Annotated in this window: 26 protein-coding genes; 15 read left to right on the top strand and 11 right to left on the bottom strand. The window is 64.2% G+C overall.

All coding sequences use genetic code 11. The features are described from left to right. Nucleotides 1-17: 17 nt before the first annotated feature. From E0501_RS04970 to E0501_RS04995, 6 genes are all read right to left on the bottom strand, one after another. Entirely contained in the window at nt 18-983 is a 966-nt protein-coding gene (locus tag E0501_RS04970; protein WP_137700849.1) for a phosphoadenosine phosphosulfate reductase, read from the bottom strand. 122 nt (nt 984-1,105) lie between these two features. Beyond that, complete coding sequence (locus E0501_RS04975; RefSeq protein WP_137700224.1) at nt 1,106-2,155, bottom strand: glycosyltransferase family 2 protein; 1,050 nt, start codon at nt 2,153-2,155, stop codon at nt 1,106-1,108. Nucleotides 2,156-2,159: 4 nt separating this feature from the next. Beyond that, nucleotides 2,160-2,873 carry an FkbM family methyltransferase gene (locus E0501_RS04980; RefSeq protein WP_137700225.1) on the bottom strand — a complete coding sequence of 238 codons (714 nt, stop codon included), beginning with the start codon at nt 2,871-2,873 and terminating at the stop codon, nt 2,160-2,162. 1 nt (nt 2,874) lies between these two features. Further along, nucleotides 2,875-5,274, bottom strand: a complete 2,400-nt coding sequence (locus tag E0501_RS04985; RefSeq protein WP_137700226.1) for a glycosyltransferase family 2 protein — start codon at nt 5,272-5,274, stop codon at nt 2,875-2,877. Continuing rightward, nucleotides 5,274-5,918: a sulfotransferase gene (locus tag E0501_RS04990; RefSeq protein ID WP_137700227.1), complete on the bottom strand. Its 645-nt coding sequence runs from the start codon at nt 5,916-5,918 to the stop codon at nt 5,274-5,276. The genes E0501_RS04985 and E0501_RS04990 overlap by 1 nt, the downstream gene beginning before the upstream one ends. Next, nucleotides 5,915-6,946: a glycosyltransferase family 2 protein gene (locus E0501_RS04995; RefSeq protein ID WP_137700228.1), complete on the bottom strand. Its 1,032-nt coding sequence runs from the start codon at nt 6,944-6,946 to the stop codon at nt 5,915-5,917. The genes E0501_RS04990 and E0501_RS04995 overlap by 4 nt, the downstream gene beginning before the upstream one ends. A gap of 239 nt (nt 6,947-7,185) precedes the next feature. Between E0501_RS04995 and E0501_RS05000 the strand changes: the two genes are divergently transcribed. The 9 genes from E0501_RS05000 (at nt 7,186) to E0501_RS05040 (ending at nt 16,542) form a co-directional block, all read left to right on the top strand. Next, the gene (locus E0501_RS05000; RefSeq protein ID WP_137700229.1) at nt 7,186-8,094 is read left to right on the top strand and encodes an AAA family ATPase; all 909 of its coding nucleotides are present in this window, start codon (nt 7,186-7,188) and stop codon (nt 8,092-8,094) included. Between the two features lie 62 nt (nt 8,095-8,156). After that, nucleotides 8,157-9,419 (top strand): vWA domain-containing protein, encoded by a 1,263-nt coding sequence (locus tag E0501_RS05005; protein ID WP_137700230.1) that lies wholly within the window; start codon nt 8,157-8,159, stop codon nt 9,417-9,419. Between the two features lie 116 nt (nt 9,420-9,535). After that, a complete protein-coding gene (locus tag E0501_RS05010) occupies nt 9,536-10,087 on the top strand; it encodes a YeeE/YedE thiosulfate transporter family protein (RefSeq protein ID WP_137700231.1) in 552 nt (183 codons plus the stop codon). Between the two features lie 3 nt (nt 10,088-10,090). Then, on the top strand, nt 10,091-10,681 hold the full coding sequence (locus tag E0501_RS05015; RefSeq protein WP_137700232.1) for a YeeE/YedE thiosulfate transporter family protein: 591 nt from the start codon (nt 10,091-10,093) through the stop codon (nt 10,679-10,681). A 98-nt stretch (nt 10,682-10,779) separates the two neighbouring features. Further along, the gene (locus E0501_RS05020) at nt 10,780-11,742 is read left to right on the top strand and encodes an XdhC family protein (protein ID WP_137700233.1); all 963 of its coding nucleotides are present in this window, start codon (nt 10,780-10,782) and stop codon (nt 11,740-11,742) included. Continuing rightward, on the top strand, nt 11,739-12,740 hold the full coding sequence (locus E0501_RS05025) for a molybdopterin-binding protein (protein WP_137700234.1): 1,002 nt from the start codon (nt 11,739-11,741) through the stop codon (nt 12,738-12,740). Before E0501_RS05020 ends, E0501_RS05025 begins: the two co-directional genes overlap by 4 nt. Before the next feature lie 103 nt (nt 12,741-12,843). Continuing rightward, nucleotides 12,844-13,329, top strand: a complete 486-nt coding sequence (locus E0501_RS05030; protein WP_137700235.1) for a (2Fe-2S)-binding protein — start codon at nt 12,844-12,846, stop codon at nt 13,327-13,329. A gap of 44 nt (nt 13,330-13,373) precedes the next feature. Continuing rightward, complete coding sequence (locus tag E0501_RS05035; protein ID WP_137700236.1) at nt 13,374-15,737, top strand: xanthine dehydrogenase family protein molybdopterin-binding subunit; 2,364 nt, start codon at nt 13,374-13,376, stop codon at nt 15,735-15,737. Between the two features lie 13 nt (nt 15,738-15,750). Next, nucleotides 15,751-16,542, top strand: a complete 792-nt coding sequence (locus E0501_RS05040) for an FAD binding domain-containing protein (protein ID WP_137700237.1) — start codon at nt 15,751-15,753, stop codon at nt 16,540-16,542. 49 nt (nt 16,543-16,591) lie between these two features. Here the strand turns inward: E0501_RS05040 and E0501_RS05045 are convergent, their stop codons facing one another. Together E0501_RS05045 and infC are read right to left on the bottom strand one after the other, a co-directional pair. Further along, nucleotides 16,592-17,185, bottom strand: a complete 594-nt coding sequence (locus tag E0501_RS05045; RefSeq protein WP_137700238.1) for an SAM-dependent methyltransferase — start codon at nt 17,183-17,185, stop codon at nt 16,592-16,594. Between the two features lie 69 nt (nt 17,186-17,254). Then, a complete protein-coding gene (gene infC / locus E0501_RS05050) occupies nt 17,255-17,833 on the bottom strand; it encodes a translation initiation factor IF-3 (RefSeq protein WP_456237890.1) in 579 nt (192 codons plus the stop codon). 173 nt (nt 17,834-18,006) lie between these two features. Between infC and E0501_RS05055 the strand changes: the two genes are divergently transcribed. Both E0501_RS05055 and E0501_RS05060 read left to right on the top strand, forming a co-directional pair. Next, the gene (locus E0501_RS05055) at nt 18,007-18,792 is read left to right on the top strand and encodes a translation initiation factor 3 (RefSeq protein WP_137700240.1); all 786 of its coding nucleotides are present in this window, start codon (nt 18,007-18,009) and stop codon (nt 18,790-18,792) included. Between the two features lie 169 nt (nt 18,793-18,961). Then, nucleotides 18,962-19,171, top strand: a complete 210-nt coding sequence (locus tag E0501_RS05060; RefSeq protein WP_137700241.1) for a hypothetical protein — start codon at nt 18,962-18,964, stop codon at nt 19,169-19,171. Between the two features lie 37 nt (nt 19,172-19,208). Here E0501_RS05060 and E0501_RS05065 read toward each other — a convergent pair whose 3' ends face one another. Both E0501_RS05065 and E0501_RS21110 read right to left on the bottom strand, forming a co-directional pair. Then, nucleotides 19,209-20,057: a ferredoxin--NADP reductase gene (locus E0501_RS05065; protein ID WP_193555885.1), complete on the bottom strand. Its 849-nt coding sequence runs from the start codon at nt 20,055-20,057 to the stop codon at nt 19,209-19,211. A gap of 172 nt (nt 20,058-20,229) precedes the next feature. Beyond that, the gene (locus E0501_RS21110; protein WP_161594557.1) at nt 20,230-20,484 is read right to left on the bottom strand and encodes a DUF2849 domain-containing protein; all 255 of its coding nucleotides are present in this window, start codon (nt 20,482-20,484) and stop codon (nt 20,230-20,232) included. 143 nt (nt 20,485-20,627) lie between these two features. Between E0501_RS21110 and E0501_RS05075 the strand changes: the two genes are divergently transcribed. After that, complete coding sequence (locus E0501_RS05075; RefSeq protein ID WP_137700244.1) at nt 20,628-21,089, top strand: Lrp/AsnC family transcriptional regulator; 462 nt, start codon at nt 20,628-20,630, stop codon at nt 21,087-21,089. 27 nt (nt 21,090-21,116) lie between these two features. Here E0501_RS05075 and E0501_RS05080 read toward each other — a convergent pair whose 3' ends face one another. After that, nucleotides 21,117-22,277: a cytochrome P450 gene (locus E0501_RS05080; RefSeq protein WP_137700245.1), complete on the bottom strand. Its 1,161-nt coding sequence runs from the start codon at nt 22,275-22,277 to the stop codon at nt 21,117-21,119. A gap of 59 nt (nt 22,278-22,336) precedes the next feature. Between E0501_RS05080 and E0501_RS05085 the strand changes: the two genes are divergently transcribed. The 3 genes from E0501_RS05085 to E0501_RS05095 all read left to right on the top strand — a co-directional run bounded on the left by E0501_RS05085 (nt 22,337) and on the right by E0501_RS05095 (nt 26,629). Next, on the top strand, nt 22,337-24,079 hold the full coding sequence (locus tag E0501_RS05085; protein ID WP_137700246.1) for a sensor histidine kinase: 1,743 nt from the start codon (nt 22,337-22,339) through the stop codon (nt 24,077-24,079). Further along, the gene (locus E0501_RS05090; RefSeq protein WP_137700247.1) at nt 24,076-25,305 is read left to right on the top strand and encodes a sigma-54-dependent transcriptional regulator; all 1,230 of its coding nucleotides are present in this window, start codon (nt 24,076-24,078) and stop codon (nt 25,303-25,305) included. The genes E0501_RS05085 and E0501_RS05090 overlap by 4 nt, the downstream gene beginning before the upstream one ends. Before the next feature lie 322 nt (nt 25,306-25,627). Continuing rightward, the gene (locus tag E0501_RS05095) at nt 25,628-26,629 is read left to right on the top strand and encodes a TRAP transporter substrate-binding protein (protein WP_137700248.1); all 1,002 of its coding nucleotides are present in this window, start codon (nt 25,628-25,630) and stop codon (nt 26,627-26,629) included. The last annotated feature ends 9 nt before the right edge of the window (nt 26,630-26,638 follow it).

Below are 26,638 nucleotides of genomic sequence, written 5' to 3' on the forward strand. Positions count from 1 at the left end.
GCGGCTTTCCAGTGGGCTTAGAGCCGGGCGGGCGGAATTTCGAAATGACCATTCTTCGCCTCGCGCTCGAGTTGTTTGAGGCGGCGGGCGAAGCGGGGCGCCTGGTCGAGGCGGCGCAGCACGTTGCGGCAGACCATGGTGGCCAGCCAGGGGCGGTCCTGCTGATCGATGGCGGCGAGCACCCCGCGCAGGTAGGGCGGGTGGGTGCGGCGCGCGCGCAGGAGGCGGGCAAAGCCGAGCGTGTCGAGCTTGCCGGTGCCGGCCTTGTGGAGGAGCGGCAGAAGCGCCTGCATCTCGATCAGTTCGGACTGGACGGCGGAGCCCATGTAGCGCAGGCGGAATTTCTGCACGTTGGGGCGGGTGAAGAGCGCGGTATGCATCGCGTCGAGCTCGACCTCGGGGTCGTAGAGGATGAAAGCGTGGTCGGCGGCATCGATCATGTCGGGGGCATAGCCGTAGCGATCGGTGAAGGAGGTGCGGCGCATATGCGTGAAACGGTCATCCCATTCAGTCACGCGCGGATCGAGCGTGGCCTGGGGCTGGATCGCGACCACCGTGGCGCCGGGGGCGGCCACCGAGAAGGCGGCGGCGGCATAGCCGCAGGGGCCGGCGCCGTAGAAAAGGATATTGTCGAATTCGTCGAAGAACCCGTCATCGATCAGGCGGTCGAAATAGCCATAGACCTGGGGATCGCGGAACCAGGTGTCGCCTTCGGAGATGAGCGAAAGGCAGGACCAGCCGAGCGATTTGACCGTGTCCCAGCCCAGCGGCTGGCCGGTTTCGGACAGCGCCTGGATGCCCTGGATCGATTCGAATGTGACGAGCAGGGTGGAGCCGGCATCGACGAAGGCGGCGAGGTGGCGCTTTCCAAGCGGCTGGAAATGGCCCTGCTCTTCGGCCACGTCGGCGAGACGGGTGAGCCACTCGGCCTTGTCCAGCCCGGCCATGGGCGGCGCTTCGAATGTGTTCGGCGTATCCTGCATCTTGACTGCCTTTGCCACGCCGGCGCGTTGGCGCACCGGTCCTTGTTTGGGGCAAGGGATAGGTGGGAAATCAGGCGGATTTTGGGAAAAACCGTGGGGTTTTCGGGCTGTTTCCGCGCCAACTACTGGCCCTGGCGGGCGCGCGCGGCGTTGGCCTGCTGCAGCAGGAAGCGCGCGGCATCGGGCGATACCGGCCGCGTTGGCGGGGTTTGCAACAACCGCCCGAAGAGCGCGCGATAGGGTTCATCTGCCAGCAGTTCGAGGAAGCGCGCCTTGCGCCAAGCGACGGCAGCGGCGTGCAGGTCGGCCAGCTGCGGGTCGGCCTTTAGCGCGCTGAGTTGCGTGCCGCGCGCGGGCGCGAGCGCCGAGATCGTGGTGTCGGTTTCGATGTTGTAATTGCGTTCGACCCAGTAGTCGATGTCGAGCATCTGGCTGTCATGCACGGCGCGGCCGCGATCGGCCTTGATCACGAAATTCTCCATCGAACCAAGGGGATAGTGGTTGAGTTGGGCGAGTGCATAATTCGGGCGGCCGAAGGGCGAGAAGATCTGGCGCTTGTGAAACTGCGGTGGCAGTTCGCGGCCTTCGCCATCGAACCAGCGGGCCTGGTGCAGGCGGTCATGATCGGGGCTGCGGGGGCGGTGCACGCCGAGCTTGGCGTAGGTGCCATCATTGCGGAACAGCGTCTTGAACATCGACGCGCGCCAGGGCCAGTGCAGGATGGCGGGGGCGGCGCGGGTGAACTGCTCGGTCACCGGGATATCCTGGAAGCGGACGATGTCGGAGGAGCCGAAAAGCCGCCAGGTGAGGGTGATCGCGGTGGCATGGGGCAGGGCGGCCAGCAGGGCGGGGATGGTGTGATCGCCCACGTGGATATTGATGAATTCATCGACATCGAGCGTGATGATCCAGTCGGCCGCGCGCACCTGCGCTGTCTTGTCGGCCAGTTTCATCGCGGTGAACTGGATACCGCCCTTGTCATGCGGGCCGTCGTTGCGGATGTGGGTGAGCCAGCCCATTTCGGCCAGCCGGTCGAGCATGGTATCGGTGCCGTCGTCGCAATCGTTCGAGAAAACCAGGAAATCGGTCACGCCGGCCGCGCGATGATGGGCCAGCCATTCGAGAAGAAAGGCGCCTTCGTTGCGGACGGTAAGAACGGCGAGGATTTTCAATGGCTTACCATTCGCGGCGGAAAACCACGACCTTGCGGTGCGACCAGCGCGGGAAATAGGTGAGCCCGGCGCGGTGCATCGCCTCGAACACGGCGCGAACGCCGGGGGCGCCGATCCATTGCGGGTGCAGTTCCAGAACGGCGGCGCGCAGCCCGTCATAGTTCAGAGCGGGCAGGATATCGGCCTCGGCGCCTTCGATGTCGCAAACGAGCACGTCAGGTTGCAGCGTGGCAAAGGTTTCGTTGATGTCGCGTACCTCGACCTTTTCGACCGAGGTGATGGCGGCGGTGTTGGTGGCATCCTTGTCGAGCGAGGAGGCCAGCAGGTTCTGGCGGACGTAGAAATCGACCGGCGCGGAGGTCTGGGGCGCCAGGATGGCGTTGTGCACGGTTACGTTGGTGACGTTGTTGGCGGCATGGGCCGAGCGGATGTAGTCGATCAGGTGGGGGTTGGCCTCGAAGGAGTGGATTTCCTTCACCGGTTTCTTGGCGGCGATCAGTGTCGAGATGTAGCCGATGCCGGCGCCAAGCTCGATCACCGTGTCGCCTTCGCGGGCGATCTTCATCACCGCGTCGGCCTCGAGCCCCTCATAGGTGTTCTGGCGCAGGGCCTTGCGGATGCGCGGCCTGTTTACCGCCGGATGCTTGGGGAATTTCAGGCCGCGTGACATAATCACGGCTTGGGCCTCGGCCGGTGCGGTGGGGGTGCTTGCGTCCATGTCAGCTCTCCATGTCGAGAGCGAGGGCGTAGGCGACGCGCTCGATCTCGGTCAGTTTGATTTTCAGAGCCTGGTCGTAAAGCTCCTGAAATTCGGGGATTTCGTGCAGTTCGTCGGCCTTGGCCCGGTGCCAGGCGAGGCCCTTTTCGTGCCAACCGCGCAGTGTTTCATCGGCCATCAGGCGGTCGTATTCCGCGCGCAGGCGCGGCGTGTTGCGCTTGATCGTGATGTCGCGGAAATCGGACCAGTCCATGCGGATCCAGTAGTTGAGCCCGATCGAGCGGTCGACATGCAGCGCGCGGCCGCGCTGGCGCTTGATCAGGAAGCTTTCGGCCGAGCGGAGCGCGTAGTGGTTGAGCTGAAGCAGATCGTAACCGATTGATTTCTTAGAGTTTCGCCAGCCCTTTTCGGCGGCTTCGCGAGTCATGTCCTGGCCCGATCCATTGACCCATTTCACCAGTGACCTGAAGCCATCATCGAGTTTGTTCGGCCGGTGGCACGAGATCTTCTCATACGCGCCGATGTTACGGAACATCGTCTTGAAACCCCATACGGTGTGGGGTTTGGGGCAGAATTTCGGGGCGCAGGTATCAAACTGCTCGATCACGAACTCATCCCTGAGGTCGCGCACGCCGTTATGGCCGAAGAGTCGCCATGTCATCGCGACATTGGTGGCATCCGGCACGCGGTCGAAGAAATCGGCCAGGGTGCCGTTGCCGCAGCGCACGTTGATGAATTCGTCGACGTCGATATGGATGATCCATTCGGCGTTCCTGATCACGTCTTCCTTCAGCGCCTGGTTCAGCGCGTATTGCTGGGGCGAGTTGCCCTTCCAGGCGTCGTTATTGCGGTGCTGGAGCACGCCCATGTCCTGCAGCCGGTCGAGGATTTCGCTGGTCCCGTCGGTGCAGTCATTGGTGTAAATCAGAAAATTGTCGACGCCCATGGCGCGGTGATAGGCCACCCATTCGACGATGTAGGGGGCCTCGTTCTTCATGCAGCCGACGATCACGTTGCCGGAATTGCCCGGCGGCAGGTCGCGCGGGGGGATGGGCGCATAGGCGGCGGCAAGCTCTTCCTCGTTGACCATGCCCATGCGGTTGTGCGGCGCGAAGGACGAGCTGCGCAACTTGGCGAAGTTCTGCTTGGCCAAGGGCGGCATGATTTCCTGCGCCACGGGGCTGAGCCCGTCGCAGGCGCCCTGCGCGGCGGCTTCGGTCGGGGCGGCTTCGGTCGGGGCGCTTTCGGGCGGGGTCTGTCCGTTCAGCCGGGCCAGCGCGGCCATCTTGGCCTTGCGTTCCTCGCGGGTGGCCTTGTCGATGCGCCACATGAAGCTGAGCAGGTATTGCGAGGCGCGGTAGCCATTGCCGGGATCGGCCTCCTGCCAGGAATCCTGCGCGGTGTCAGGGGCGAGGCAGGCCGCGCTGAGCGCCGGGTGATCCAGGAGTAGCTGGGCGTTCTGACCGGCGAAAGCCGCGGAAATCTCGGCCAGGGAGCCAGGATCAATTGGTGCGCCTTCAATACTGATTTCATTGATGAATTTCCGCCATAGCATGCGCGGCAGGATGCGTTTCCGGCCGGCCAGAACCTTGAGCAGCAACGCGTTGAGTTGCCGTGCACGGGCGAGCCAGGCAGCCGAAGGTTCGGTCGGGATGTCCTCGGGCTCGGCCTTGCCGATGGTGGGTTCGATGCCGAAGCTGTCGCGGATCTCCTCGGTCACTTCGGGGCCATAGAAACGCACGGCGTCATAGGGGCGCAGGGTGACGGAGCCGGCACCGAACACGCCCTCCCAATGCTGCACCAGCCGGGCGTAATCGAGCCAGAAGGGCGGCGCCTGCGTTTCGAGGAACTGGCCCGCCTGCGGGTCGATTTCATGCGCATCAAGCAGCGCGTCATCCCACCAGTCCTGCGTGCCGGCCATTTCGAGTTCCATGTCGAGCGGGGCCGCACGGCCTTCGAGCACCTGTTCGCCGTAGCGCCGTGCCAGCAGCCGCGCCTGTTCATCCACATGGGCCACGATGCGGATGTCATCGGAAAGCGGCGCCAGCAGCGACTTCAACCGCTCGATCTCGGATTTGCGGGCGAGTGAACTGCCGAGCTGGCTGGCCGAGAGGATCAAGAGCTCGGGGCGGTGGGCCTGCACTTCCTGCGCCAGGCCCGCGGCCACCTCGTTGAAGAGGCCGGCCTGGGCCTCGAGGGTGATGTAGCCGCGGTTGAAGCGCAGCGGGTCGATGTGCAGCGGATCGGTTACGGCCATGAACAGCCGGGTGTGGTTCTTGGGCCCGGGCGAACGCGGATATAGGATGCCCTTCGAGATCAGCTGCTCGCGCTTGGAATCGAGCACCTGTTGCAGGCGCAGCGCGCCCACCTGTTCCATCCCGATATGCACAACGATACGCATCACGCCACCCTGGGTTTCGATGTCTTGCCGCCATCATTGGCATTGAGTCGTCCCCACCACGGCAACTCGCGCCCGAGAAATTCGCCAATCTTCGCCGGCGCGCCGGCATCGGCCACGTCATATTCGAGAAAGGCGCTGTCGCCCTCGAACACCTTGCGCAGGAAGGCGTGATGCGCGGCGATCCACCTGGCGCGTTCATGCGTCGTCTGGCCATAGCCGCGCGGCAGGCCCGGCACGGTCGAACGGGGCAGGCGTTCGGTGCCCATGTCCGACCACCGCAGCATGCTCATTGCCTGGTCTTGCGGATCGCGCGCGGAGGCGAGGAAGCGCACATCGGGGTGATGCTGGCGCAGCGCGTCGATGATGCCCCAATCTGTCTGCGGCCAGATCGAATGGCCCTTCCGCATCATGCTGATCTCGGTGAAGGCGTTGAATTCGGTCAAGGTTTCCAGCGGATCGCCCGAGGCGAAATAGCCCTTGTACATCTGACCGGCGACGAACCGGCCGCGCAGCGCGGGCTGTTCGGTGTCGCGGCGGCGAATGCGATAGTCGGCCACCCTGAAGCCGGCCTTGCGCAGTGCCTGGGCCAGCGTGGTGGTGCCCGATTTCGGCAGGCCGAGATTGATGACGATCGGATCGTTCATGACGCGAGCCCCAGTTCGATCAGCATCGCCTCTTCCTGCGGTGGCAGTTTCGAGGCCGATTTCAGCTGGTCGCGCATCTCGCGATAGGCCGCCTGCGCCAGAAGCGTATCGCGCTTGGCGATGTGAAGGGCCACGGCTTCGTTATGCAGGGCCTTGATTTCGCTGTCGCTTTTCAATTCATCCAGCGCCGTTTCCAGCGCCGGAAGATAGCGGTGGATCGAGGTGTCGAGAAATGCATCGTCATTGCGCTCGCGCCAGTAGGTGTCATCGAAGGCGCGGTTTTCGCGGTTCACGTCACCGCGGTCATTCTTGACCAGGTAACTGTCGAGCGAGCGCAGCGCATAGTGGTTGAGCGTGGCGAAAGCCCGCGCGCCCTGGGCCGGGAACTTGCGGATGCGGCGCGGATTGGCCGCCACGAGAAAGCGGTGCGGCACGTCCCGCCCCGAGCCGTCGGTCCAGGCGGGGCGTTTCTTTTTCGGCAGCTTGTCGCGGAAGAACGGGCGATGGGCGCCATAGTATTTCAGCGGGAAATCATGCCGGACCAGCGATTTGACCTCGATCGCGGTTTCGCCGCACCACAGGTCTGGATTGTGGCTACGGGTGAATTGTTCGATCACGGGGCGATCCTCGAACGCCTCGATGTCGCAATTGGCGAAGAACTGGAAGGTGAGCGAGATCGCTTGCGGATTGCCGCAGGCCTCGATCAGCGCCGGGATCGTGTGATCGCCCACATGGATGTTCAGGAACTCATCGACATCGGCGATCCAGACCCAGTCGGCCTCGGTCACGATTTCGCGTTTCTTGGCGTCTTTCAGCGCCTCCATCTGGTAATTGCGCCCCTGCGCCGGGTTGGGCAGGTGCTGCACCAGCCCGCGCGCCTGCAGCGCATCAAGCAGCCGGTCGGTGCCATCGGTGCAGTCATTCGAATAGAAAAGGTGATCGGTTACGCCGATCAGCCGGTTGAAGGCGATCCATTCCAGCAGGAACGGGCCTTCGTTTTTCACACATGTCACGGCCGTGATACGCATTACTGCATCTCCGCCGCGCCGGTCACCCTGCCGCACTTGGTAATCATGTCTGCCCGCCTTTTGCGTCCGGTTCGCCCGGAAGTCTTAGCATCGTTTTCTTTAACAATCAGAATCGCAGATGCGGGCGGATGCGTCAATGCAGCGCCGCTCCGGGCCGGCGGGTGACGCATTTTCGCGACAGGTTGCGCGCTTGACCTCGCGGGCGCGTCGTGCAGTTCTGGGCGCAAGGGAGAACAGGCATGAGCGAGATGAAGTCCATCGACGACGTGCAGGCGATGCTGGCCGGGCAGGATTACGTCTGCGGCCGGTCGCTGGCCACGGTCGCGTTCCTGGCGATGAAACTGGGCCGGCCACTGTTCCTTGAGGGCGAGGCCGGCGTCGGCAAGACCGAGATCGCCAAGGCCATCGCCAGCGGGCTGGGCCGGCGGCTGATCCGCCTGCAATGCTACGAGGGACTCGATGCGGCCTCGGCCGTCTATGAATGGAATTTTGCCGAGCAGATGATCGCCATCCGCGCCGCCGAGGCTGCGGGCGGGGCCGATGCCGATATGCTCAAGACCGAGCTTTTCACCGAGGATTACCTGATCGAACGGCCGCTCCTGCAGGCGATGCGTCCGCAGGTGGGCGGCGCGCCGGTGCTGCTCATCGACGAGCTCGACCGCACCGACGAGCCGTTCGAGGCCTTCCTGCTGGAGGCGCTGTCGGATTTCCAGGTGACGATCCCCGAACTGGGCACGATCCGCGCACCCGAACCGCCGATCGTGATCATCACGTCGAACCGCACGCGCGAGGTGCATGACGCGCTCAAGCGCCGCTGCCTCTATCACTGGGTCGATTACCCGGGCTTCGAGCGCGAGATCGAGATCCTGCACGCCCGCGCGCCCGAGGCCGCCGAGGCGCTTAGCCGCCAGGTGGTGGCCTTTGTCCAGAAACTCAGGACTGAAGACCTCTTCAAGAAGCCGGGTGTGGCCGAGACCATCGACTGGGCGAAATGCCTGCTGGCGCTCGACGTGCTCGACCTGAGCCCCGAGGTGATCGCCGATACGCTGGGCGCGATCCTGAAATACCAGGACGACATCCAGAAGCTGCAGGGCTCCGAGGCCAAGCGCATCCTCGACGAGGTGAAATCTTCGCTCGAACCGGCCTGATGCTTCATCTTGCCTCAAATACTCCGGGGGTGTGGGGGCAGCGCCCCCACGCAGGGTGACGCATGGCCGAACTTCCGCCACTCGAGCTTCCGGACAATCCCAGGCTAACCCATAACATCACCCATTTCGCCCGGGCCCTGCGCAAAGCCGGCCTGCCGATCGGACCGGGCCGGGTGATCGACGCGATCCGCGCGGTCGAGGCGGCGGGTTTTACCGACAAGAGCGATTTCTATTGGGTGCTGCACGCCTGTTTCGTCAACCGCCCCGAGCATCGGCGCGTCTTTGCCCAGGTGTTCCGGCTCTACTGGCGCGATCCGCGCTACATGGAGCACATGATGGCGATGATGCTGCCCGCCATTCGCGGCGTACAGGAGGAACGCAAGGCCGAGGCGGGTGAAAAGCGCGCGGCCGAGGCACTGCTGGACGGCGTCGAGCAGGAGGCGCCGGAGCGGCCCGAGGGCGGCGACGAGGAGGTGCAGATCGACATCGACGCCTCGATGACCATGTCGCGCGAGGAACGTCTGCGCACGCTGGATTTCGAGCAGATGAGCACCGAGGAGATCGCCGAGGCCAAGCGGATGCTGGCGCGGCTGACGCTGCCGGTGAAGCCGATCCCCACGCGGCGCGGAATGGCGTCGATCCAGGGGCGGCAGCTCGACTGGCGGCGCACGCTGCGGGCGGCGATGCGGCAAGGGGGCGAGCTGCGCAAGTTGCAGATGAAGGCGCCGCGACCCAGGTGGCCCAACCTGGTGGTGCTGTGCGACATTTCCGGCTCGATGAGCCAGTACAGCCGCATGGTGCTGCATTTCCTGCACGCGGTCGCCAATCACAAGGGCGCAGGCTGGGCCCGCGTGCATGCCTTCACCTTCGGCACGCGGCTCACCAACATCACCCGCCACCTGGCGACGCGCGACGTGGATCAGGCGCTGGCCGCTGCGGGCGCCGAGGCGCAGGACTGGGAAGGCGGCACGCGCATCGGCGAATGCCTGCACGCGTTCAACCGCGACTGGAGCCGGAGGGTGATGGGGCAGGGCGCGGTCGTGCTCCTGATCACCGACGGGCTGGACCGCGACGATGCCGACCTGCTGGAAAAGGAGATCGAGCGGCTGCACCTCAGCGCGCGGCGGCTGATCTGGCTCAACCCGCTGTTGCGCTGGGACGGGTTCGCGCCGAAAGCCGCGGGCATCCGCGCGATGCTGCCGCATGTCGACAGTTTCCGTGCCGGCCATTCTATCGCCACGCTGGAGGAACTGGCCGGGGCGATCTCGCGCACGGATGACGCGGGCGAGAAAGCGCGGCTGATGGCAATGCTTGCCGAGGGCTAGACCAGCGCGGAACACCGACATCAAAAAAGTGACACTCCCGCGCATGTTCTGCGGTTTACATGTATTCCGGAAACAAAATATAATAAAATCGGAATGTGAAGTAAGAGGAAAGTCAGATGACATTGAACTGGAGAGCAGGGGGCCTGTTGCTGGGCTTCGTTTTCTTTCTGGCGGTGCTTCTGGTGAAGCCGATCGGGGTGTCGACGCAGTTCGTCATCCTGAACGGGCTCATCGGGGATACCGTGAACGCGGAACTGGTGACGAAAACCGAGGAGGGTTACACCTCGACCAATGCCTACCTGGCGAAGTCGGGCGGCAAATATGCCAAGTCAGTCGCCAATCCGCTGAACTATTCGTTCGTCTTCGTGCTGGCAATGATGGCGGGCGCCTTCCTGTCGGCATTGGCGCGCGGCGGCGCGCCCCGGGACGAGCGCAAGCTGCCCGCGATCTGGTACGCAAATTACGGCGATACGCCGATGAAACGCTATGCGGTGGCCTTTCTGGGCGGGTTCATCGTGCTCTACGGCGCGCGCCTGGCCGGCGGCTGCACCTCGGGTCACATGATGAGCGGCATGATGCAGACTTCGCTGTCGGGCTACATCTTTGCCGCCGGCGCGTTCGCCGCGGCGATCCCCGTGGCCATGATGATGTATCGCAAGGAGGGCTGAACCATGTCGTCGATTATTTTAGCCATCGTTATCGGCGCGGCCTTTGGCGCCGTGCTTGACCGGATCGGGGCGACCAACCCCAACTGGATCGGCAAGATGCTGACCCTGACCAACCTGCACCTGATGAAGACCATCCTTCTGGCCATTGGCACGGGATCGGTATTGATGTTCGCGGGCCAGATGCTGGGCCTTGTGGATGTGGGCCACATGAGCGTGAAGGCCGCCTATTTGGGCGTCTTCATCGGCGGTCTGCTGCTGGGCACCGGCTGGGCCATGGCGGGCTATTGCCCGGGCACGGGTGTGTGCGCCGCAGCCAGCGGGCGCAAGGACGCATGGTTCTTCATCGCCGGGGGGCTCCTGGGCGCCGCGGCCTACATGGTGACCTATCCGGCGTGGAAAGCCAGCGGCATGCTGGACAATATCGCCGGCGGCAAGGTGACGCTGGGCACGGTGCCGGGATCGAAATTCGACGGCATCTGGGCGGCGCAGGGCGACATCCTGGGTATCCTGCTCGGTGCGGCGTTCATAGTCATCGCATTTCTCTTGCCCGAGCGGCTGGCCGGGCGCGGCGAGGCGATTGCCCCGGCCGAGTGAATTTTGCCGGATAACCGATTTGAGAGCGGCTGCCCCTTGCGGGTGGCCGTTTTCTTTTGTTTGCTGCGCCGGGGGCCCGGACACGGGGGGAGAGAGAGATGGACCGCTTCGACAATATCCCTGAAATCGCGCTCGACTGGGTGAAGGCCGGCCGCAAGGTCGCGCTGGCCACGGTGGTGGAAACCTGGGGCAGCGCGCCGCGCCGCGTGGGCAGCCAGCTGGTGATTTCTGACGAGGGCGCGATCGAGGGGTCGGTGTCGGGCGGTTGCGTGGAAGGCGCGGTGGTGGTCGAGGCGATCGAGGCGCTGGAGGACGGCCAGCCCAGGATGCTGGAATACGGCGTCAGCGACGGCGATGCCTTTGCCGTGGGGCTGGCCTGCGGCGGCACGATCCGGGTGATGGTCGAGCCGGTGGGCCCGGTCCTGCCGCTGGAGGTTCTGGAACACCTCGTGGCGGCGCGCGCCGCGCGTGAGAAGGTGGCGGTGGTCTCGGCGCCGGACGGCGGACCGAGACGGCTGGTGCGCGCGGGGTTCGAGGACCGGTTCCGCATGGATCGTTCGGGCTTTGAGGCGGATGGCACATTCGTCACCATCCACAATCCGCCGCTGAGGATGATTATCGTCGGCGCGGTGCATATCGCGCAGGCGCTGGTGCCGATGGCGCGTCTGGCCGGATTCGACCCGCTGCTGGTTGAGCCGCGCCCGGCTTTTGGGTCGGCCGAGCGGTTTCCGGGCGAGACCATCCTGGACGACTGGCCCGACGAGGGCGTGCGGGCGCTGGGGCTGGATGCGCGCACGGCGCTGGTGCTCTTGACACATGATCCGAAACTGGATGATCCGGCGCTGATGGCGGCGCTGCGTTCTGAGGTGTTCTACGTTGGCGCGCTGGGCTCGACCCGGACGCATGCGAAGCGGGTGGCGCGGCTGGAGGAGGCCGGGTTTTCGGCTGATGAGATCGCCAAGATCCACGGGCCGGTGGGCCTGGACATCGGCGCGGCGAGCCCGGCCGAGATCGCCGTGTCGATCCTGGCAGAGACCATCAAGGTGCTGAGGACGGGATGAAGTTCGGACCGGTTGCCATAAACGCTGCCGAGGGCGCGATCCTGGCGCATTCCGTGTCGCTGGGAAAGAAGCGGCTGCGCAAGGGGCAGGTGCTAGAGGAAAATCACATCTCGGCGCTGAGAAAGGCGGGGCACAAGCAGGTGATCGTGGCGCAGCTGGATGCCGATGACCTGCACGAGGATCAGGCAGCGCTGACCGTGGCCAAGGCGCTGATTGCCGGAAATGGCGCGGGGTTGCGCCTGACGCGGGCCTTTACCGGCCGGGTGAACGTGATGGCCGAAGGGCCGGGCGTCGTGGTTCTGGACGAGGACCGGCTGCGCGACCTGAACCGGGTGAACCCGATGATCACGGTGGCCACGGTGCCGCCCTACCAGCAGATGGCCGAGGGCGGCATGGTGGCCACGGTCAAGATCATTTCCTACGGCGTGCCGGGGGCGGATGTGGGCAAGGCGGTGGCGCATGGACGCGGGGCGCTGCGGCTGGCGCGGCCGGTCATCGACAGTGCAAGCCTGATCGTCACCGAGATCGAGGGTGGCCCGGGGGAGAAGGGCCGTGACGCGATCGAGGCGCGGCTGAACGCGCTGGGCGTGGAGCTGGCCCATGTGCAGCACGTGCCGCACGAGACCGGCGCGCTGGCTGATGCGCTGGGGCAGGTGCAGGACGCGTTGACGCTGATCCTGACCGGATCGGCCACGTCCGACCCGGCAGATGTGGGCCCGGAAGCGGTGCGGCGCGCGGGCGGCAAGATCAAGCGCTTCGGCATGCCGGTGGACCCGGGCAACCTGCTGTTCCTGGGCCGGCTGAACAAGCGGCCGGTGATCGGGCTGCCGGGCTGCGCGCGTTCGCCCGCGCTTAATGGTGCCGACTGGGTGCTGAGCCGGGTGGTCTGCGGTGTAGAGGTCGGTAACAAGGATATCGCGGCGATGGGGGTGGGCGGATTGCTCAAGGAAATCCCCACGCGGCCGATGCCGAGGTCGGGCAAATCGCGCGAAACGTGACGCCGCGAAAAACCGCGGGGCGGGAAAAAAACCGGGTTCTCAACGCGGGTGAGCCGTGCTTAACTCGCTCCAGAAGAAACAAAATCTAAATAGGGAGGAGCCGATGCCACAGGTCAGCATGACCGTGAACGGCAAGCCTGCGTCCGGCGAAGTGGAAGGACGCACGCTGCTGAGTACTTTTCTGAGAGAGACCCTGGGTATGACCGGCACACATGTCGGTTGCGATACCAGCCAGTGCGGCGCCTGCGTGGTGCATGTGAACGGCGATGCGGTGAAATCCTGCACCATGTTCGCGCTGGAAGCCGAGGGCGCCGACGTGGCCACGATCGAGGGCCAGGCGGCCGCCGATGGGACGCTGAACGCCATCCAGGCCGCGTTCCAGGAGCATCACGGGCTGCAATGCGGCTTCTGCACGCCGGGCATGGTGATGTCGGCGGCGGCGCTCTTGAAGGAGAATCCGAAGCCGAGCGAGGCGGAGGTGCGCAAGTACCTGAGCGGGAACCTGTGCCGCTGTACCGGCTATCACAACATCGTCAAGGCGATCATGGCCGCATCCGGCCAGGACGTGGGCGCAATTGCCGCCGAATGACGTGTAGGCGGGACCGAACCCGCCACCCAAAGGGAGGAAATCAAATGCCAGCAGATGGAGGCATCGGCGCAGCGACACCGCGGCGCGAAGACGTGCGGTTCCTGACAGGAGCCGGTAACTATACTGACGATATCAACATGCGCGGTCAGGCCTATGTGGCCTTTCTGCGTTCGGATGTGGCGCATGGCAAGCTGAAAAAGGTCGACACCGGCGCCGCCGCGGCGATGCCAGGCGTGATCCGCATTTTCACTGGCGAGGATTTCGAAGGCGTCGGTGGCATTCCCTGTGGCTGGCAGGTGACCGACCGTCATGGCGAGCCCATGCAGGAGCCGCCGCAGCCCGTTCTGGCGCAAGGCAAGGTGCGCCATATCGGGGATCGTATCGCGGCCGTCGTTGCAGAGAGCTTGGAACAGGCCCGCAACGCAGCCGAAGCCATTGTGGTAGAGATAGAAGACCTGCCCGCCGTGGTCGACATGAAAAAGGCACTGGAGCCGGACGCGACCAAAGTGCATGACGACCTCAAAAACAACCTTTGCTACGACTGGGTTTTCGGGTCAGACGACGCGGCGATCGAAGGGGCCTTTTCGAAAGCGGCCCATGTTACGACATTGGAACTTGTGAATCAGCGGCTTGTCGCCAATCCAATGGAGCCACGCGTCGCAATCGGCGATTATGCGTCGCACAGCGATGAAAGCACTCTCTACACCACTTCGCAGAACCCGCATATGATCCGGCTTCTGATGGGTGCGTTCGTTCTGGGTATCCCCGAGCATAAGCTGCGCGTCGTGGCCCCGGATGTTGGTGGCGGTTTCGGCACAAAGATCTTCCACTATGCTGAGGAGGCTTTCTGCACGTTCGCAGCGAAAGCCTTGCACCGACCTGTCAAATGGACATCGAGCCGGTCGGAAGCATTTATTTCGGATGCGCAAGGGCGCGATCACGTCACCAAGATCGAACTGGCTCTGGACGCCGAAAACAATTTCATCGGGCTGCGAACCGACACGTTGGCGAATATGGGGGCCTACCTGATGACGGTTGCGCCAGCCGTGCCGACCTATCTTCATGGCACGCTTATGGCTGGATGTTACCGGACGCCAGCGGTTCAGGTGAATGTCCGTGCGGTTTTCACCAACACGGTGCCGGTGGATGCCTATCGCGGTGCGGGGCGGCCAGAGGCCACCTATCAGCTTGAACGCCTGATCGACAAGGCGGCGCGCGAACTGGGTGCTGATCCGATCGCGCTCCGGCGGCAGAATTTCGTTACCGAATTTCCGTATACCACTCCGGTTGCGGTTCAGTACGATACCGGCAATTACCACGGCACCATGGATGTACTCGAAAAGATCGCCGATATCGCCGGTTTCGAGAAGCGCCGCAAGGACAGCGAGGCCCGCGGCAAACTGCGCGGGTTCGGGATCAACTGTTACATCGAAGCCTGTGGGCTTGCACCCTCGCATCTGGTCGGACAACTGGGCGGCCGCGCTGGCTTCTACGAAAGCGCGACAGTGCGGGTAAATGCCACTGGTGGCTTGGTGGTGATGACCGGCTCGCACAGCCATGGTCAGGGGCACGAGACGTCTTTTCCGCAAGTCGTTGCAGACATGTTGGGCATCGATCCGTCGATGATCGAACTGGTCCATGGCGACACGTCCAAGATTCCGATGGGCATGGGGACTTATGGCTCGCGCTCTCTCTCGGTGGGCGGTTCGGCTATTTACCGTGCAACGGAAAAGATTATTGCCAAGGCCAAGAAGATCGCGGCCCATCTGATGGAAGCCTCGGAGGCGGATGTGGAGCTGAAGGACGGCCAGTTCAGCGTTGCGGGCACCGACAAGTCGGTGGCTTGGGGCGATGTCACGCTGGCTGCTTACGTGCCGCATAATTATCCGCTGGAAGATATCGAGCCGGGGCTGGAGGAAACGGCGTTTTACGACCCGTCGAATTTCACCTACCCGGCGGGCGCCTATGCCTGCGAGGTTGAGGTCGACCCCGACACCGGCAAGGTGGAGATCATGAGCTTTGCCGCGGCCGATGATTTCGGTAATATCATCAACCCGATGATCGTCGACGGCCAGGTGCATGGCGGGATTGGCCAGGGGATCGGCCAGGCGCTGCTGGAAAACTGCGTCTATGACGAAACCGGTCAGCTTCTGAGCGCATCCTTCATGGATTACGCGATGCCGCGCGCCGATGATGTGCCGTTCTACGCGGTGGATCATTCCAGCCAGACGCCCTGCACGCATAACCCGCTGGGCGTGAAGGGCTGTGGCGAGGCCGGGGCCATCGGATCGCCGCCGGCTGTCGTCAACGCGGTGGTTGATGCGCTGCAGTCGGGCGGTCACAAGGTGGACCATATCGACATGCCGGTATCGCCCGCGCGCGTCTGGGCGGCGATGAACAACGCATAAGGAGGACTGAGAAATGTATGCATTCGAATTTGAACGGCCCTCCACGGTTGCCGATGCGGCCAAGGCGCTGGGCGAGGAAGACGCGCAGGCGCTGGGTGGGGGGCAGACCCTGATCCCGACGCTGAAGCAGCGCCTGGCGATGCCGTCGAAACTGGTGAGCCTGAGCGGCATCGCCGAGATCAAGGGCGTCTGCAAAGCCGATGACGGTGCGCTGTGCGTGGGGGGCGGGACCACCCATGCCACCGTGGCCAGCGAGGCCAAGGCGGATTACCCGGCACTGGCGGCGCTGGCCGGCAATATCGGCGATCCGGCGGTGCGCAACCGTGGCACCATCGGCGGCAGCATTGCCAACAACGACCCGGCGGCCTGCTATCCGTCGGCGGTGCTGGCCAGTGGTGCGACGGTAGTCACCAACAAGCGTGAAATCGCGGCCGACGACTACTTCCAGGGGCTCTTTGAGACCGCTCTCGACGAAGGCGAGATCGTCACCGAGGTGCGCTTCCCGGTGCCGGAGAAGGCCAGTTACCAGAAGTTCGAGCAACCGGCTTCGCGCTTTGCGCTGGTGGGCGTGTTCGTGGCGAAATACGCCGATGGCGTGCGTGTCGCGGTGACGGGGGCGAGCGAAAGCGGCGTGTTCCGCTGGAGCGAGGCCGAAGCGGCGCTGTCGTCGAACTTCGCGCCCGAGGCGCTGGACGGCATGGCGCCGCCCGCCGATGGCATGATTTCCGACCTGCATGGCAGCGCAGACTACCGCGCCCACCTGGTGGGCGTTATCGCGCGGCGCGCGGTGGCAGCGGCCAGCTAAGCCATTGAAATAACGGGATGAGCGCGGGCCTTCGGGCCCGCGTTTTCGTTCAGGCGGGTTTGCGCGCGATGAAGTCGATCAGCGCCGACATGCCGGAATGGCCGCGACCTTCCTGAACCTCGCGCTCGTATTCACGGCATTCGAGCACCTCCCAGCCCGGAAAGCTTTCGCGCAGGGTCTTGCAGGTGTACATGTTGCGCACGTCGGGCGGCCCGCCGGTGCCGTGCTGGATCTGCTCGGGCGTGTAACCATGCAGAAGGACAATGCCGCCGGGTTTGGTGACCCGTTGCATCTGGCGAAAGAGTTTGCCGCGTTCGACCGGGCCGACGAACTGGATGAAGATGCCGGCAACGATGTCGTATTCGCCTTCGAAATCCTGGGCCAGAACGTCGAACTGGCGAAAATCGACGCTCACATCGCGTTCGGCGGCCAAAGCGCGGGCTTTCCTGATCGCCGAGGGCGCGAACTCGAGCGCGGTGACCGCGAGGCCCTTTTGCGCCATGAAAACCGAATTGCGCCCCTCGCCATCAGCCACCGAGAGCGCCGAAAGCCCCGGCGCGAGATAAGTTTCATGATCGCGCAGGAATTGCGCGGGCTCTTTGCCGAAGACATAGTCGGGGGTCGAGAAGCGTTCTTCCCACATTTTCGAAAACCCTTTCCAAAACAAAACGCCCCGCGCGGGCACGGGGCGTCTCACATGTCTGACTGCCGGTTACTTCTGCGGCAGCGGCGCGATCATCATGATCATCTGCCGGCCTTCCATCTTGGGCATGTTCTCGATCTTGCCCAGTTCCTTGACGTCTTCGGCCACGCGTTCGAGCAGCTCGCGGCCGAGGTTCTGGTGCGCCATCTCACGCCCACGAAACCGCAGGGTGACCTTCACCTTGTCGCCTTTTTCAAGGAATTTCACCACGTTGCGCATCTTGACGTCATAGTCGTGCGTGTCGGTGTTGGGGCGGAACTTGACCTCTTTGATCTCGATGGTCTTCTGCTTCTTCCGCGCCTCGGATTCGCGCTTCTGCTGTTCATATTTGAACTTGCCGTAGTCCATGATCTTGCAGACCGGCGGGTTGGCATTCGGCGAAATCTCGACCAGGTCGAGACCGGCCTCTTCGGCCAATTCGATGCCCCGTTCGGGGGTGACCACCCCGACGTTTTCGCCATCTGCGCCGATGAGTCGAATTTCGGGGGCGCGAATCTTGTCGTTGACGCGGGGGCCAGTATCGCGCGTGGGCGGCGCGTTGTGAGGTCTGCGGGCTATGGTTTTGTTCCTTCGATTGTTTTCACGGATTTTGGTTGTGCAAGGTAAACTTGCCCGCGCGGCGTTTCAAGCGGCAAAATTCGGCCGGAAAGGGCCGGTTTGGGTGGGAATTCCCCTTGCGGCTTGCGCGTGCATCACGCATCTGCGAAACGCGTAACGCCTGTGCAAAAATGCGAGGCAAATGAGTGAAGAGGACCAGGACCATGAAGAATTTTCTGTGGGTCGTGCTGATCGTGATCGTGCTGGCCGTAGGCTATTTCGTCTATAGCGGCCAAAGCGTTGAGGAGACCGTCGAGTCGGTGACGGAAACCGCGACCGAGACCGCCAGCACCGCCACCGAGGCCGCCAGCGAAGCGGCCAGCGCCGCCACCGAGGCGGTTGGCGAGACGGCGGCAGCGGCGACCGAAGCTGCCGGCGAAGCTGCTGAAAACGTTTCGGAAACTGCCGAGCAGGCCGCGAACGCGGTTAGCGAAGCGGCAACCGCAGCGACCGAGGCGGCCGGCGAGGCGGCAACCGCAACGACCGAGGCGGCGAGCGAAGCGGCAACGGCTGCGACCGAAGCGGCGAGCGATGCGGCAACGGCTGCGACCGAGACTGCAGGAGATGCAGCAGAGGCCGCCAGCGAAGCCGCAACGGCAGCGACGGAAGCAGCCAGTGATGCAGCAGAATCGGTGGCTGACACGGTGACCGAAGCCGCGGAGCCCGTTGCCGATGAGGCTGCGCAAGTGGCGGAAACCGCAGAAGAAACTGCGACGGAAGCGGCCGGCGATGCGGCAGCGGCAACAGATGCGGTAGAGCCGGAGGGGATCGAGAAATACCTGACACCGGATGCGTTCGACGCGGAAAAGGTGAAGGAATTCATCGACCAGTCCGACAAGATTTCGGCACCGATCAAGACGATCATCAAGGCCGGGATCGACAAGGCGGTCGAGGATCCGTCACGCATTCCGAACCTGATCGAACAGATCAAGGGTTACCTGAAACTCTGAGGCGCGGCACACCGAGAGACGAGCCCCGTCCGGTCCGCCCGGGCGGGGCTTTTTCTTTAGCGCCTTCGCTGGCCGGGCTTACGGGGAAAGATGCGGCTGGGCGATCCGTCTTATGATCGCCCCAATGCTGTGCAGACATGCATCACCGAGCCGGGAGAGGAAAAGCCGGATGCAGGAAAGCGACAAGGGTTGGGGGAAATTGGTCGAGTTCATTCTGTCGGGTTCGCCGGGCGCATGGGTGCTGTGGGCGGTGCTGGCCTATGGTGTATGGGCCACGTTCTATACGAACTGGCGGGACCACGATGGCGGCATGCCGTGGCATCAGCGCAAAGAGGACGGCAGAAAGCGGCGCTGGTTCGACATGCGCCGGATCGACTAGTCAGGCCTGAGCCGGGGGCAGGTTGCGCGCGCCTGCCTTAGTCCAGAAACGCCTTTTCGACCACGTACTGCTTGGGGTCCGAATTGGCGCCTTCCTCGAGACCCATCTCCTCGAGCATCTCTTTCAGTTCGAGGTTGAAGGCAAGGTTGCCACAGATCATCGCGCGGTCGGTTTCGGGTTTGATCGGTTCGACGCCGAGATCGGTATAGACTTCGCCCGAGCGCAGAAGATCGGTGATCCGGCCCATCTTGGGGCTCTCTTCGCGGGTGGTGGTGGGATAGTATTTCAGCTTCTCGTGGAAGCCTTCACCCATCAGTTCGGCCAGCATCTCGTCGGTGCGGATATTTTCGATCAGTTCCTTGCCATATTGCAGTTCGCCCACTTCGCGGCAGGTATGGGTGAGGATGACCTCGTCATAGTCTTCGTAGGTTTGCGGATCACGCAGGAGCGAGGCGAAGGGGGCGATGCCGGTGCCGGTGGCGAAGAACCACACCCGGTGGCCGGGCAGGAGTGCGTCATGCACCAGCGTGCCCACGGGTTTGGGGCGCAGGATGATTTCATCGCCCGGCTGGATATGCTGAAGCCGCGAGGTGAGCGGGCCGTCTTGCACCTTGATCGAGTAGAATTCCAGTTCTTCATCCCAGGAGGGCGAGGCGATGGAATAGGCGCGCAGGAGCGGCTTCTGTTTGCCGGTGTTGGGATCGGGGTCGTCCATCAGGCCGATCATAACGAATTCGCCCGAGCGGAAGCGCAGCGAGGCGGGCCGCGTGACGCGGAAAGAGAAGAGCCGATCAGTCCAGTGCTTGACGAAGGTCACGGTCTGGGCGTCGGGCAGGGCGGGGGCTTTGGGCGCCTTGGCGGCTTTGGTCTCGGTCACGGGGATCAACTCGGTCTTATTGTTGGTGGGCAAACGGGTTGCCCCTGCATATCAGGTCGACCGGGTTTTTGAAGGTATATTTGGGGTGCGTCTTTGATCTGGCGCAAATCCGTTGCCGATAAAGCCCCCGCCCGGCGTCGGCGGCCGCGCAGGGGCGTCGTGGCCCGAGTAGGGGATGGTTTTACTCGGCCGCGATATGGTTGCTCAGCGGCACGGGGCCGTGATCGGTGATCTGGACCGGGGTCAGCGCCGGGGCGCTGACAAGGCGGGTTTGCCGGCTGGCCACGAAAAGCCGGAAATCGGCATGTTCTGCGTCGTCGATGAACTCGGCCTGGAGGATTTCGGCGCTCCACTCATCGCAGCCGGTGAGATAGACGGTTTCGCGCGTGGCCTGCGAGATGGCCGAGACGACGTGGAACTGGGGCTGTTGCGACATCGGAGGTCTCCTGTTGCGTTTCGCTTTCCTGCAATTTAGGAAATTGTTCCATATGAAGGCTAGATGTGCGAAGAAATAAGAACATATGTTTCTGCCGCGAATGGGAGCGGCGGCTTTGTTCGGAAATGACGGGGAGAATGGGAATGGCGGTCCGGTTGGACGATCTGGACAGGAAAATCCTTGTCGAGCTGCAGCGCGATGCGGGGCAGTCGCTGGACGAGATTGCCCGCAAGGTGGGCTCATCCAAGACGCCGGTTTGGAATCGGGTAAAGAAGATGCGCGAGGCGCAGGTGATCCGGCAGCAGACGGTTCTGCTGGACGCCGAGTCGCTGGGATTCGAGGCCTGTTTCTTTGTCCTGATCCGCACCAGCGAGCACGAGGCGGAATGGCAGGCGAAGTTCCTGAAGGCCTTGCAGGACCGGCCCGAGGTGCAGGAGGCGCACCGGCTGGCGGGCGATATCGACTATATCCTGAAGGTGCGGGTGAAGAACGCGCGCGCCTATGACGTGTTTTACCAGGCGCTGATTTCCGAGGTGAAGGTGCATAACGTCACCGCGCTTTTGTCGATGGAAGAGATCAAGGCGACCGTGGCGCTGCCGTTGTGAGGTGGGGGTGCCGGGCTGAAGCCCGGCCTACGCCTGCACCATCAGGCGCGCGAGGCCATGGAAGTGGTAGCTGTCGGCATAGGCGGGTGCTTTGGCGAGGCGTAGGTTCGGGCAGCGGTCGAAGAGCATGGGCAGGGCGATCTGCAGTTCGAGCCGTGCAAGCGGCGCGCCGACGCAGAAATGCACGCCGCCACCGAAGGAGAGGTTGGTGGTGAGCGCGCGGGCGGGATCGAAGCGGTTCGGATCGGGCCAGACGGCCGGATCGCGATTGGCGGCAGCCAGCAGGAGGCCAACCTGATCGCCCCGGCGGAAGCGGTGGCCGAAGGCAGTGAAATCCTCGTAGGCGTAGCGGGTGAACATGTGCAGCGGCGGATCGAAGCGCAGGGTTTCCTCGATCGCGGGGTCGGAGGGGGGCGTGCCCTGTTCGAGCAGGGTTTTCACCGCGTTGCCGAGGCTGTGCACCGTGGCTTCGTGCCCGGCATTCAGAAGCAGGATGCAGGTGGTAATGAGTTCGTCCGTACTCAGGTGTTCACCGGCTTCCTCGGCGGCGATCAGGTGAGTGATGAGATCGTTGCGCGGGTCGGCGCGGCGGGCATCGATATGGGCGCGCATGAAGGCGGCGAACTCTGCGGCAGCGGTGGCGGCGGCGTCTTCGTCGGCGCGGGTGCGGCGGGCCTGGTACAACGCCACCATGGCGTGAGACCAGTCGAGCAGTTGCGGCGCCATCTCCTCGGGGACGCCGAGGAGGCGACAGATGATGCGCACGGGGATGGGCGTGCAAAAGGCCGGCAGCAGGTCGAAAGGGCCCGAGGGGAAGGTATCGATCAGGTCATGGGTCAGTTGGGTGATTTCGGGCGCCAGTGCCTTGATGCGGCGCGAGGTGAAGGCGCGCAGAACAAGCCCGCGCAGGCGGGTGTGGCGGGGCGGTTCAAGCTCGAGCATGGAATGCGCCTCGATCGCGTAGAAGGGGCGCAGGTGGTCGGGGATGGAGGGCGCCAGTTGGGGCGGGCATTCACGGCCCATGCGCCTGTCGCGCAGGAGCGCGTGGACGGCTGCGTGCGAGACAGCGCAGGGCAGGCCGTAGTCGGCCCAGAAGAACAGATCACCGCCCGCGCGGGCGCGGTCATAGAACGGGTAGGGGTTCTGAACGAACCCAGGGTCGGAGGGATCCTGCGAAAGCGTCTGCATGGGCGGTATTTGCCGCCAAGCGTCTGGTCATTGCAAGCGGCGCGCGGTTAAACAGGAGCATGGAACACGGGGTTCTGAGACGGGCCATCCTGGCCCTGGGCTTTCTGGGCGCGGTCGCGGCGATGACGGCGCTGGTCTTTGCCTATGGCGAGCGGCAGGCGCTGGAGCAGGTGGCGCAGCGGGGCGAGGCGGACCTGGCGCTGGCCGCAGACCGCCTGACCGGGCAGTTGCAACGCTACCAGGAGATGGCGGTGCTGATGGCGCCGCATCCGGTGCTGGAGGCAGGCAGCCGGGCGGAGCGCGACGCGCTGTTGCTGTCGGCCTCGGACAAGACGGCGGCGCTGAACCTCATCTATGTCGATGCGCAGGGCCGGGTGCGGGCCCGGGCCAATGCGGGCGGGCCAGGCCAGTTGGTGGATGCGCCATGGGTGGAGCGGGCGATGCAGGGTGCTCTGGGCTCGGGCAACGGGCTTTACGGGGACGAGGGGCGGCGGGCCTATTTCTATGCCGCGCCGCGCTTTGGCGCGGATGGCAGGGTGGCCGGTGCGCTGATCGTCGTCGTTGACCTGGACAACCTGGAAAGCGAATGGCGCGGGTCCCGACCGGCGGTTCTGTTTACCGATGCGGGTGGGCAGGTATTCGTTTCGAACCGTTCCGAACTTCTGTTCTGGGTGCGGCCGAAGAACGAGCCGGGGCTGCGCCCAGCCGAGGGCGCGGCACCTGAATTTGGCGCCAGTCTGCGCGGCGGGTTCGAGATCTGGCAGATGGAGTGGGGGCCCTATATCCCGGCGCGGGCGCTGCACCTGGTGCGCGACTTGCCGGTGATCGGCATGCGCGCCGAGGCGCTGGTGGATACCGGCCCCGCCCGGCGGATTGCCGGGTTGCAGGCGGCGGTGTTCGCGGCGCTGTGGCTGGCATTTGGCGCGCTCTTGTTCCTGGCAATGGAACGACGCCGGGCCCTGACGCAGGCCAACCGGCAGTTGGAGGCGCGGGTGGTGGCACGCACGGCTGAGCTGTCGCAGACGAACGAGGCGCTGCGCCGCGAGGTGCGCGAACGCGAAGAGGCCGAGGCGGCGCTGCGCCAGGCGCAGGCCGAGCTGGTGCAGGCCGGCAAACTGAGCGCGTTGGGGCAGATGAGCGCGGGGATCAGCCACGAGCTGAACCAGCCGCTGATGGCGATCCGGCAATTCGCCGACAATGGCACGGTTTTCCTGAAGCGAGGCAAGCCCGAGATGGCGGCCGAGAACCTGGGCCGGATTTCGGGGCTGGCCACACGGGCGGCGCGGATCATCCGGAACCTGCGCGCCTTTGCCCGCAACGAGAGCGAACCGATGGGGCGCGTGGACCTGTCGCAGGTGATCGACAGCGCGATAGAGCTGACCGAGGCGCGGCTGGCCCGGGATGGGGTGGAGATGGACTGGCGCCGGCCCGACCATGCCGTTCTGGCCTATGGCGGCGAGGTGCGGCTGACGCAGGTTTTCGTGAACCTGATCAACAATGCCGCCGATGCAATGGCGGGCCAGGTGCGTGCCCGGAAGATCGCGATCGGGATCGAGGAGGGCACAAGGCTGAGCGTGACGGTGCGCGACACGGGCCCCGGAATCGAAGATCCCGAAAAGGTGTTCGAACCGTTCTACACCACCAAGGAAGTGGGTGGTGACGAGGGCATGGGATTGGGCCTGTCGATTTCCTATGGCCTGGTGCAGAGCTTTGGCGGCAATATCCGGGGCAGCAATACCGGGGAGGGCGCGCTGTTTACCGTTGAACTTGAGCGCTGGCGTGAAGAGGAGGCGGCGGCGTGACTCGCAAGGTTCTGTTCGTCGATGACGACGCCGCGGTGCGCGAGGCGATGCGCCAGACGCTGGAACTGGGCGACCTGGAGCCGGTCGTGACGGGCAGTTTCATCGAGGCCAAGGATCATATTGCGCCCGGATTCGAGGGGGTGATCGTCAGCGACATGCGCATGCCCGGGCGGGATGGGTTTCACCTGCTGGACTATACCCACGGCGTGGACCCGGACCTGCCGGTGATCTTGCTGACCGGCGAGGGCGACATCCCGATGGCGGTGAAGGCGATGGGGCAGGGTGCCTTCGGGTTCCTGGAGAAACCCTGTCCGCCGACCGACCTTCTGGCCGAGGTCGAGCGCGCGCTGAAAACCCGCGCGCTGGTGCTGGAGAACCGCCGATTGAAGGCGCAGCTGGAGACCGGCGATCCGGCCGCGCGGATGCTGTTTGGCGACTCGGCCAGGGCGGAAGAGCTGCGCGCGCGGGTGCGCAGGGTGGCGGCTACCGGTGCCGAGATCCTGGTGCACGGCCCCCCGGGCAGCGGCATTTCCAAGGTGGCCGAGGTGGTGCACCTGATGAGCCCGGTGGCCGCGGGGCCATTCGTGAAGCGCCCGGCGGCGGGCCTGTCGGCCGAGGCGCTGGACGATCTGTTCCGCACGGCACAGGGGGGCTCGGTTTTCCTGGACGAGGTGCAGGAAATGCCGCGCGAGACCCAGTTCGCCGCGCTGGAGCGGATCGGGGCGGGCGCGGGCGTGCGCGTGATCGCGGGATCAAGTGCCGACCTGGGGGCCCGGGTCGAGGCGGGCGGCTTCAATGCCGAGCTGTTTTACCGGCTGGACGTGATGCGAGTGCGTGTTCCGGCGCTGAAGGAGCGGCCGGAGGACATTCCGGTGCTGTTCCGGCACTACGTCGCGCAGGCCGCCGAGCAGGCGGGCCTGCAGGCGCCGGACGTAGCGCCCGAACATCTGGCCGCGCTGATGGCACAGGATTGGCCCGGCAATGCCAGGTCGCTCATGAGTGCGGCGATGCGCTTTGTACTGGGCATGCCCGAGGAAACGCAGGATGGCGCGGAGCTGGGCCTGGCAGAGCAGCTGGCCCGGGTTGAACGGTCGCTCCTGGTGGCAGCGCTGGGGCGGCAGAACGGCAGGGCAAGTGCGGCGGCCGAAGCGCTGAAGCTGCCGCGCAAGACCTTCTACGACAAGTTGGCGCGCTACGGGATCAAGCCCGAGGATTACCGGCGCTAGGGCGTATCCCGGACGTGCGGAGCGGGGGCCAGCCCCCGCACCCCCGAGGTATTTTCGGTCAGATGAAGCAGGGGATTCGGCCCACGCGATCTGTGCGAAAATCCGCACAGGCGGGGTGACACATTGTGCGGAATTCCGCACGCGGCAAGTGCCGACGACCTACGCACACTTATCAGAAAACTGCTAAGTATCAGAAACACAATATAAATACATGTCGAAAAGATGCCGAGCGCTACGGGCTTGCCCAATCGACACGCGATCGTGAGCATGGCCGCATGTGCCCAAGCCTTGGGCTTTGTGATTAATTTCTGGGAGGAAAGAAATGAAATTCCTGACTGCTGCTGCCACCGCGCTGGCGTTGACCGTGACCGCGGGCGCGGCCACCGCGGCCTGTGATGACGGCGAGATCGTCGTCAAGTTCAGCCACGTGACCAACACCGACAAGCACCCCAAGGGGATTGCAGCGTCGCTTCTGGAAAAGCGCGTGAACGAGGAGATGAACGGCAAGATGTGCATGGAGGTCTTCCCGAACTCCACGCTTTACAATGACAACAAGGTATTGGAGGCAATGCTGCAGGGCGACGTGCAGCTGGCCGCGCCGAGCCTGTCGAAATTCGAAAAATTCACCAAGCAGTTCCGTCTTTTCGATCTGCCCTTCATGTTCAAGAACATCGACGCTGTCGATGCCTTCCAGAACGGAGAGCACGGCCAGGCGATGCTGGACAGCATGCAGCGCCGCGGCCTGCAGGGGCTGGCCTTCTGGCACAACGGCATGAAGCAGATGTCGGCCAACAAGCCGCTGATTTCGCCGAGCGACGCCAATGGCCTGAAATTCCGGGTGCAGAGCTCGGACGTGCTGGTGGCGCAGATGGAAGCCATCGGCGGCAACCCGCAGAAAATGGCCTTCTCGGAAGTCTATGGCGCGCTTCAGCAGGGCACCGTGGACGGACAGGAGAACACCTGGTCGAACATCTATGGCAAGAAGTTCTTCGAGGTGCAGGACGGCATCACGGAAACGAACCACGGCGTGATCGACTACCTGGTGGTGACCAGTGTCGACTGGCTGGACAGCCTGGAGCCCGAGGTGCGTGATCAGTTCCTGACCATCCTGAAGGAAGTGACGACCACGCGGAACTCGGAATCCTTTGCCGTGAACCAGGCCGCACGCCAGTCGATCATCGATGCGGGCGGCACCATCCGCGAGCTGACGCCGGAGCAGCGCCAGGCTTGGGTCGACACGATGAAACCCGTCTGGGACAAGTTTTCGGGCGATGTCGGCCAGGACATGATCGAAGCCGCACAGACGATCAACGCGGGTATGTAACCGCGGGCG

Source organism: Marimonas lutisalis (genome assembly GCF_005434965.1).
Lineage (GTDB): Bacteria > Pseudomonadota > Alphaproteobacteria > Rhodobacterales > Rhodobacteraceae > Marimonas_A > Marimonas_A lutisalis.

What these genes read in the sequence shown, in the direction of transcription:
- E0501_RS04970 (WP_137700849.1), bottom strand. Translation starts at nt 983, where the DNA reads ATGCAGGATACGCCGAACACATTCGAAGCGCCGCCCATGGCCGGGCTG.
- E0501_RS05000 (WP_137700229.1), top strand. Translation starts at nt 7,186, where the DNA reads ATGAGCGAGATGAAGTCCATCGACGACGTGCAGGCGATGCTGGCCGGG.
- E0501_RS05005 (WP_137700230.1), top strand. Translation starts at nt 8,157, where the DNA reads ATGGCCGAACTTCCGCCACTCGAGCTTCCGGACAATCCCAGGCTAACC.
- E0501_RS05085 (WP_137700246.1), top strand. Translation starts at nt 22,337, where the DNA reads ATGGAACACGGGGTTCTGAGACGGGCCATCCTGGCCCTGGGCTTTCTG.
- E0501_RS05025 (WP_137700234.1), top strand. Translation starts at nt 11,739, where the DNA reads ATGAAGTTCGGACCGGTTGCCATAAACGCTGCCGAGGGCGCGATCCTG.
- E0501_RS05040 (WP_137700237.1), top strand. Translation starts at nt 15,751, where the DNA reads ATGTATGCATTCGAATTTGAACGGCCCTCCACGGTTGCCGATGCGGCC.
- E0501_RS05060 (WP_137700241.1), top strand. Translation starts at nt 18,962, where the DNA reads ATGCAGGAAAGCGACAAGGGTTGGGGGAAATTGGTCGAGTTCATTCTG.
- E0501_RS21110 (WP_161594557.1), bottom strand. Translation starts at nt 20,484, where the DNA reads ATGTCGCAACAGCCCCAGTTCCACGTCGTCTCGGCCATCTCGCAGGCC.
- E0501_RS04985 (WP_137700226.1), bottom strand. Translation starts at nt 5,274, where the DNA reads ATGCGTATCGTTGTGCATATCGGGATGGAACAGGTGGGCGCGCTGCGC.
- E0501_RS05035 (WP_137700236.1), top strand. Translation starts at nt 13,374, where the DNA reads ATGCCAGCAGATGGAGGCATCGGCGCAGCGACACCGCGGCGCGAAGAC.
- E0501_RS05080 (WP_137700245.1), bottom strand. Translation starts at nt 22,277, where the DNA reads ATGCAGACGCTTTCGCAGGATCCCTCCGACCCTGGGTTCGTTCAGAAC.
- E0501_RS04990 (WP_137700227.1), bottom strand. Translation starts at nt 5,918, where the DNA reads ATGAACGATCCGATCGTCATCAATCTCGGCCTGCCGAAATCGGGCACC.
- E0501_RS05030 (WP_137700235.1), top strand. Translation starts at nt 12,844, where the DNA reads ATGCCACAGGTCAGCATGACCGTGAACGGCAAGCCTGCGTCCGGCGAA.
- E0501_RS04995 (WP_137700228.1), bottom strand. Translation starts at nt 6,946, where the DNA reads ATGCGTATCACGGCCGTGACATGTGTGAAAAACGAAGGCCCGTTCCTG.
- E0501_RS05095 (WP_137700248.1), top strand. Translation starts at nt 25,628, where the DNA reads ATGAAATTCCTGACTGCTGCTGCCACCGCGCTGGCGTTGACCGTGACC.
- E0501_RS05015 (WP_137700232.1), top strand. Translation starts at nt 10,091, where the DNA reads ATGTCGTCGATTATTTTAGCCATCGTTATCGGCGCGGCCTTTGGCGCC.
- E0501_RS05020 (WP_137700233.1), top strand. Translation starts at nt 10,780, where the DNA reads ATGGACCGCTTCGACAATATCCCTGAAATCGCGCTCGACTGGGTGAAG.
- E0501_RS05045 (WP_137700238.1), bottom strand. Translation starts at nt 17,185, where the DNA reads ATGTGGGAAGAACGCTTCTCGACCCCCGACTATGTCTTCGGCAAAGAG.
- E0501_RS05055 (WP_137700240.1), top strand. Translation starts at nt 18,007, where the DNA reads ATGAAGAATTTTCTGTGGGTCGTGCTGATCGTGATCGTGCTGGCCGTA.
- E0501_RS05075 (WP_137700244.1), top strand. Translation starts at nt 20,628, where the DNA reads ATGGCGGTCCGGTTGGACGATCTGGACAGGAAAATCCTTGTCGAGCTG.
- E0501_RS05010 (WP_137700231.1), top strand. Translation starts at nt 9,536, where the DNA reads ATGACATTGAACTGGAGAGCAGGGGGCCTGTTGCTGGGCTTCGTTTTC.
- E0501_RS04980 (WP_137700225.1), bottom strand. Translation starts at nt 2,873, where the DNA reads ATGGACGCAAGCACCCCCACCGCACCGGCCGAGGCCCAAGCCGTGATT.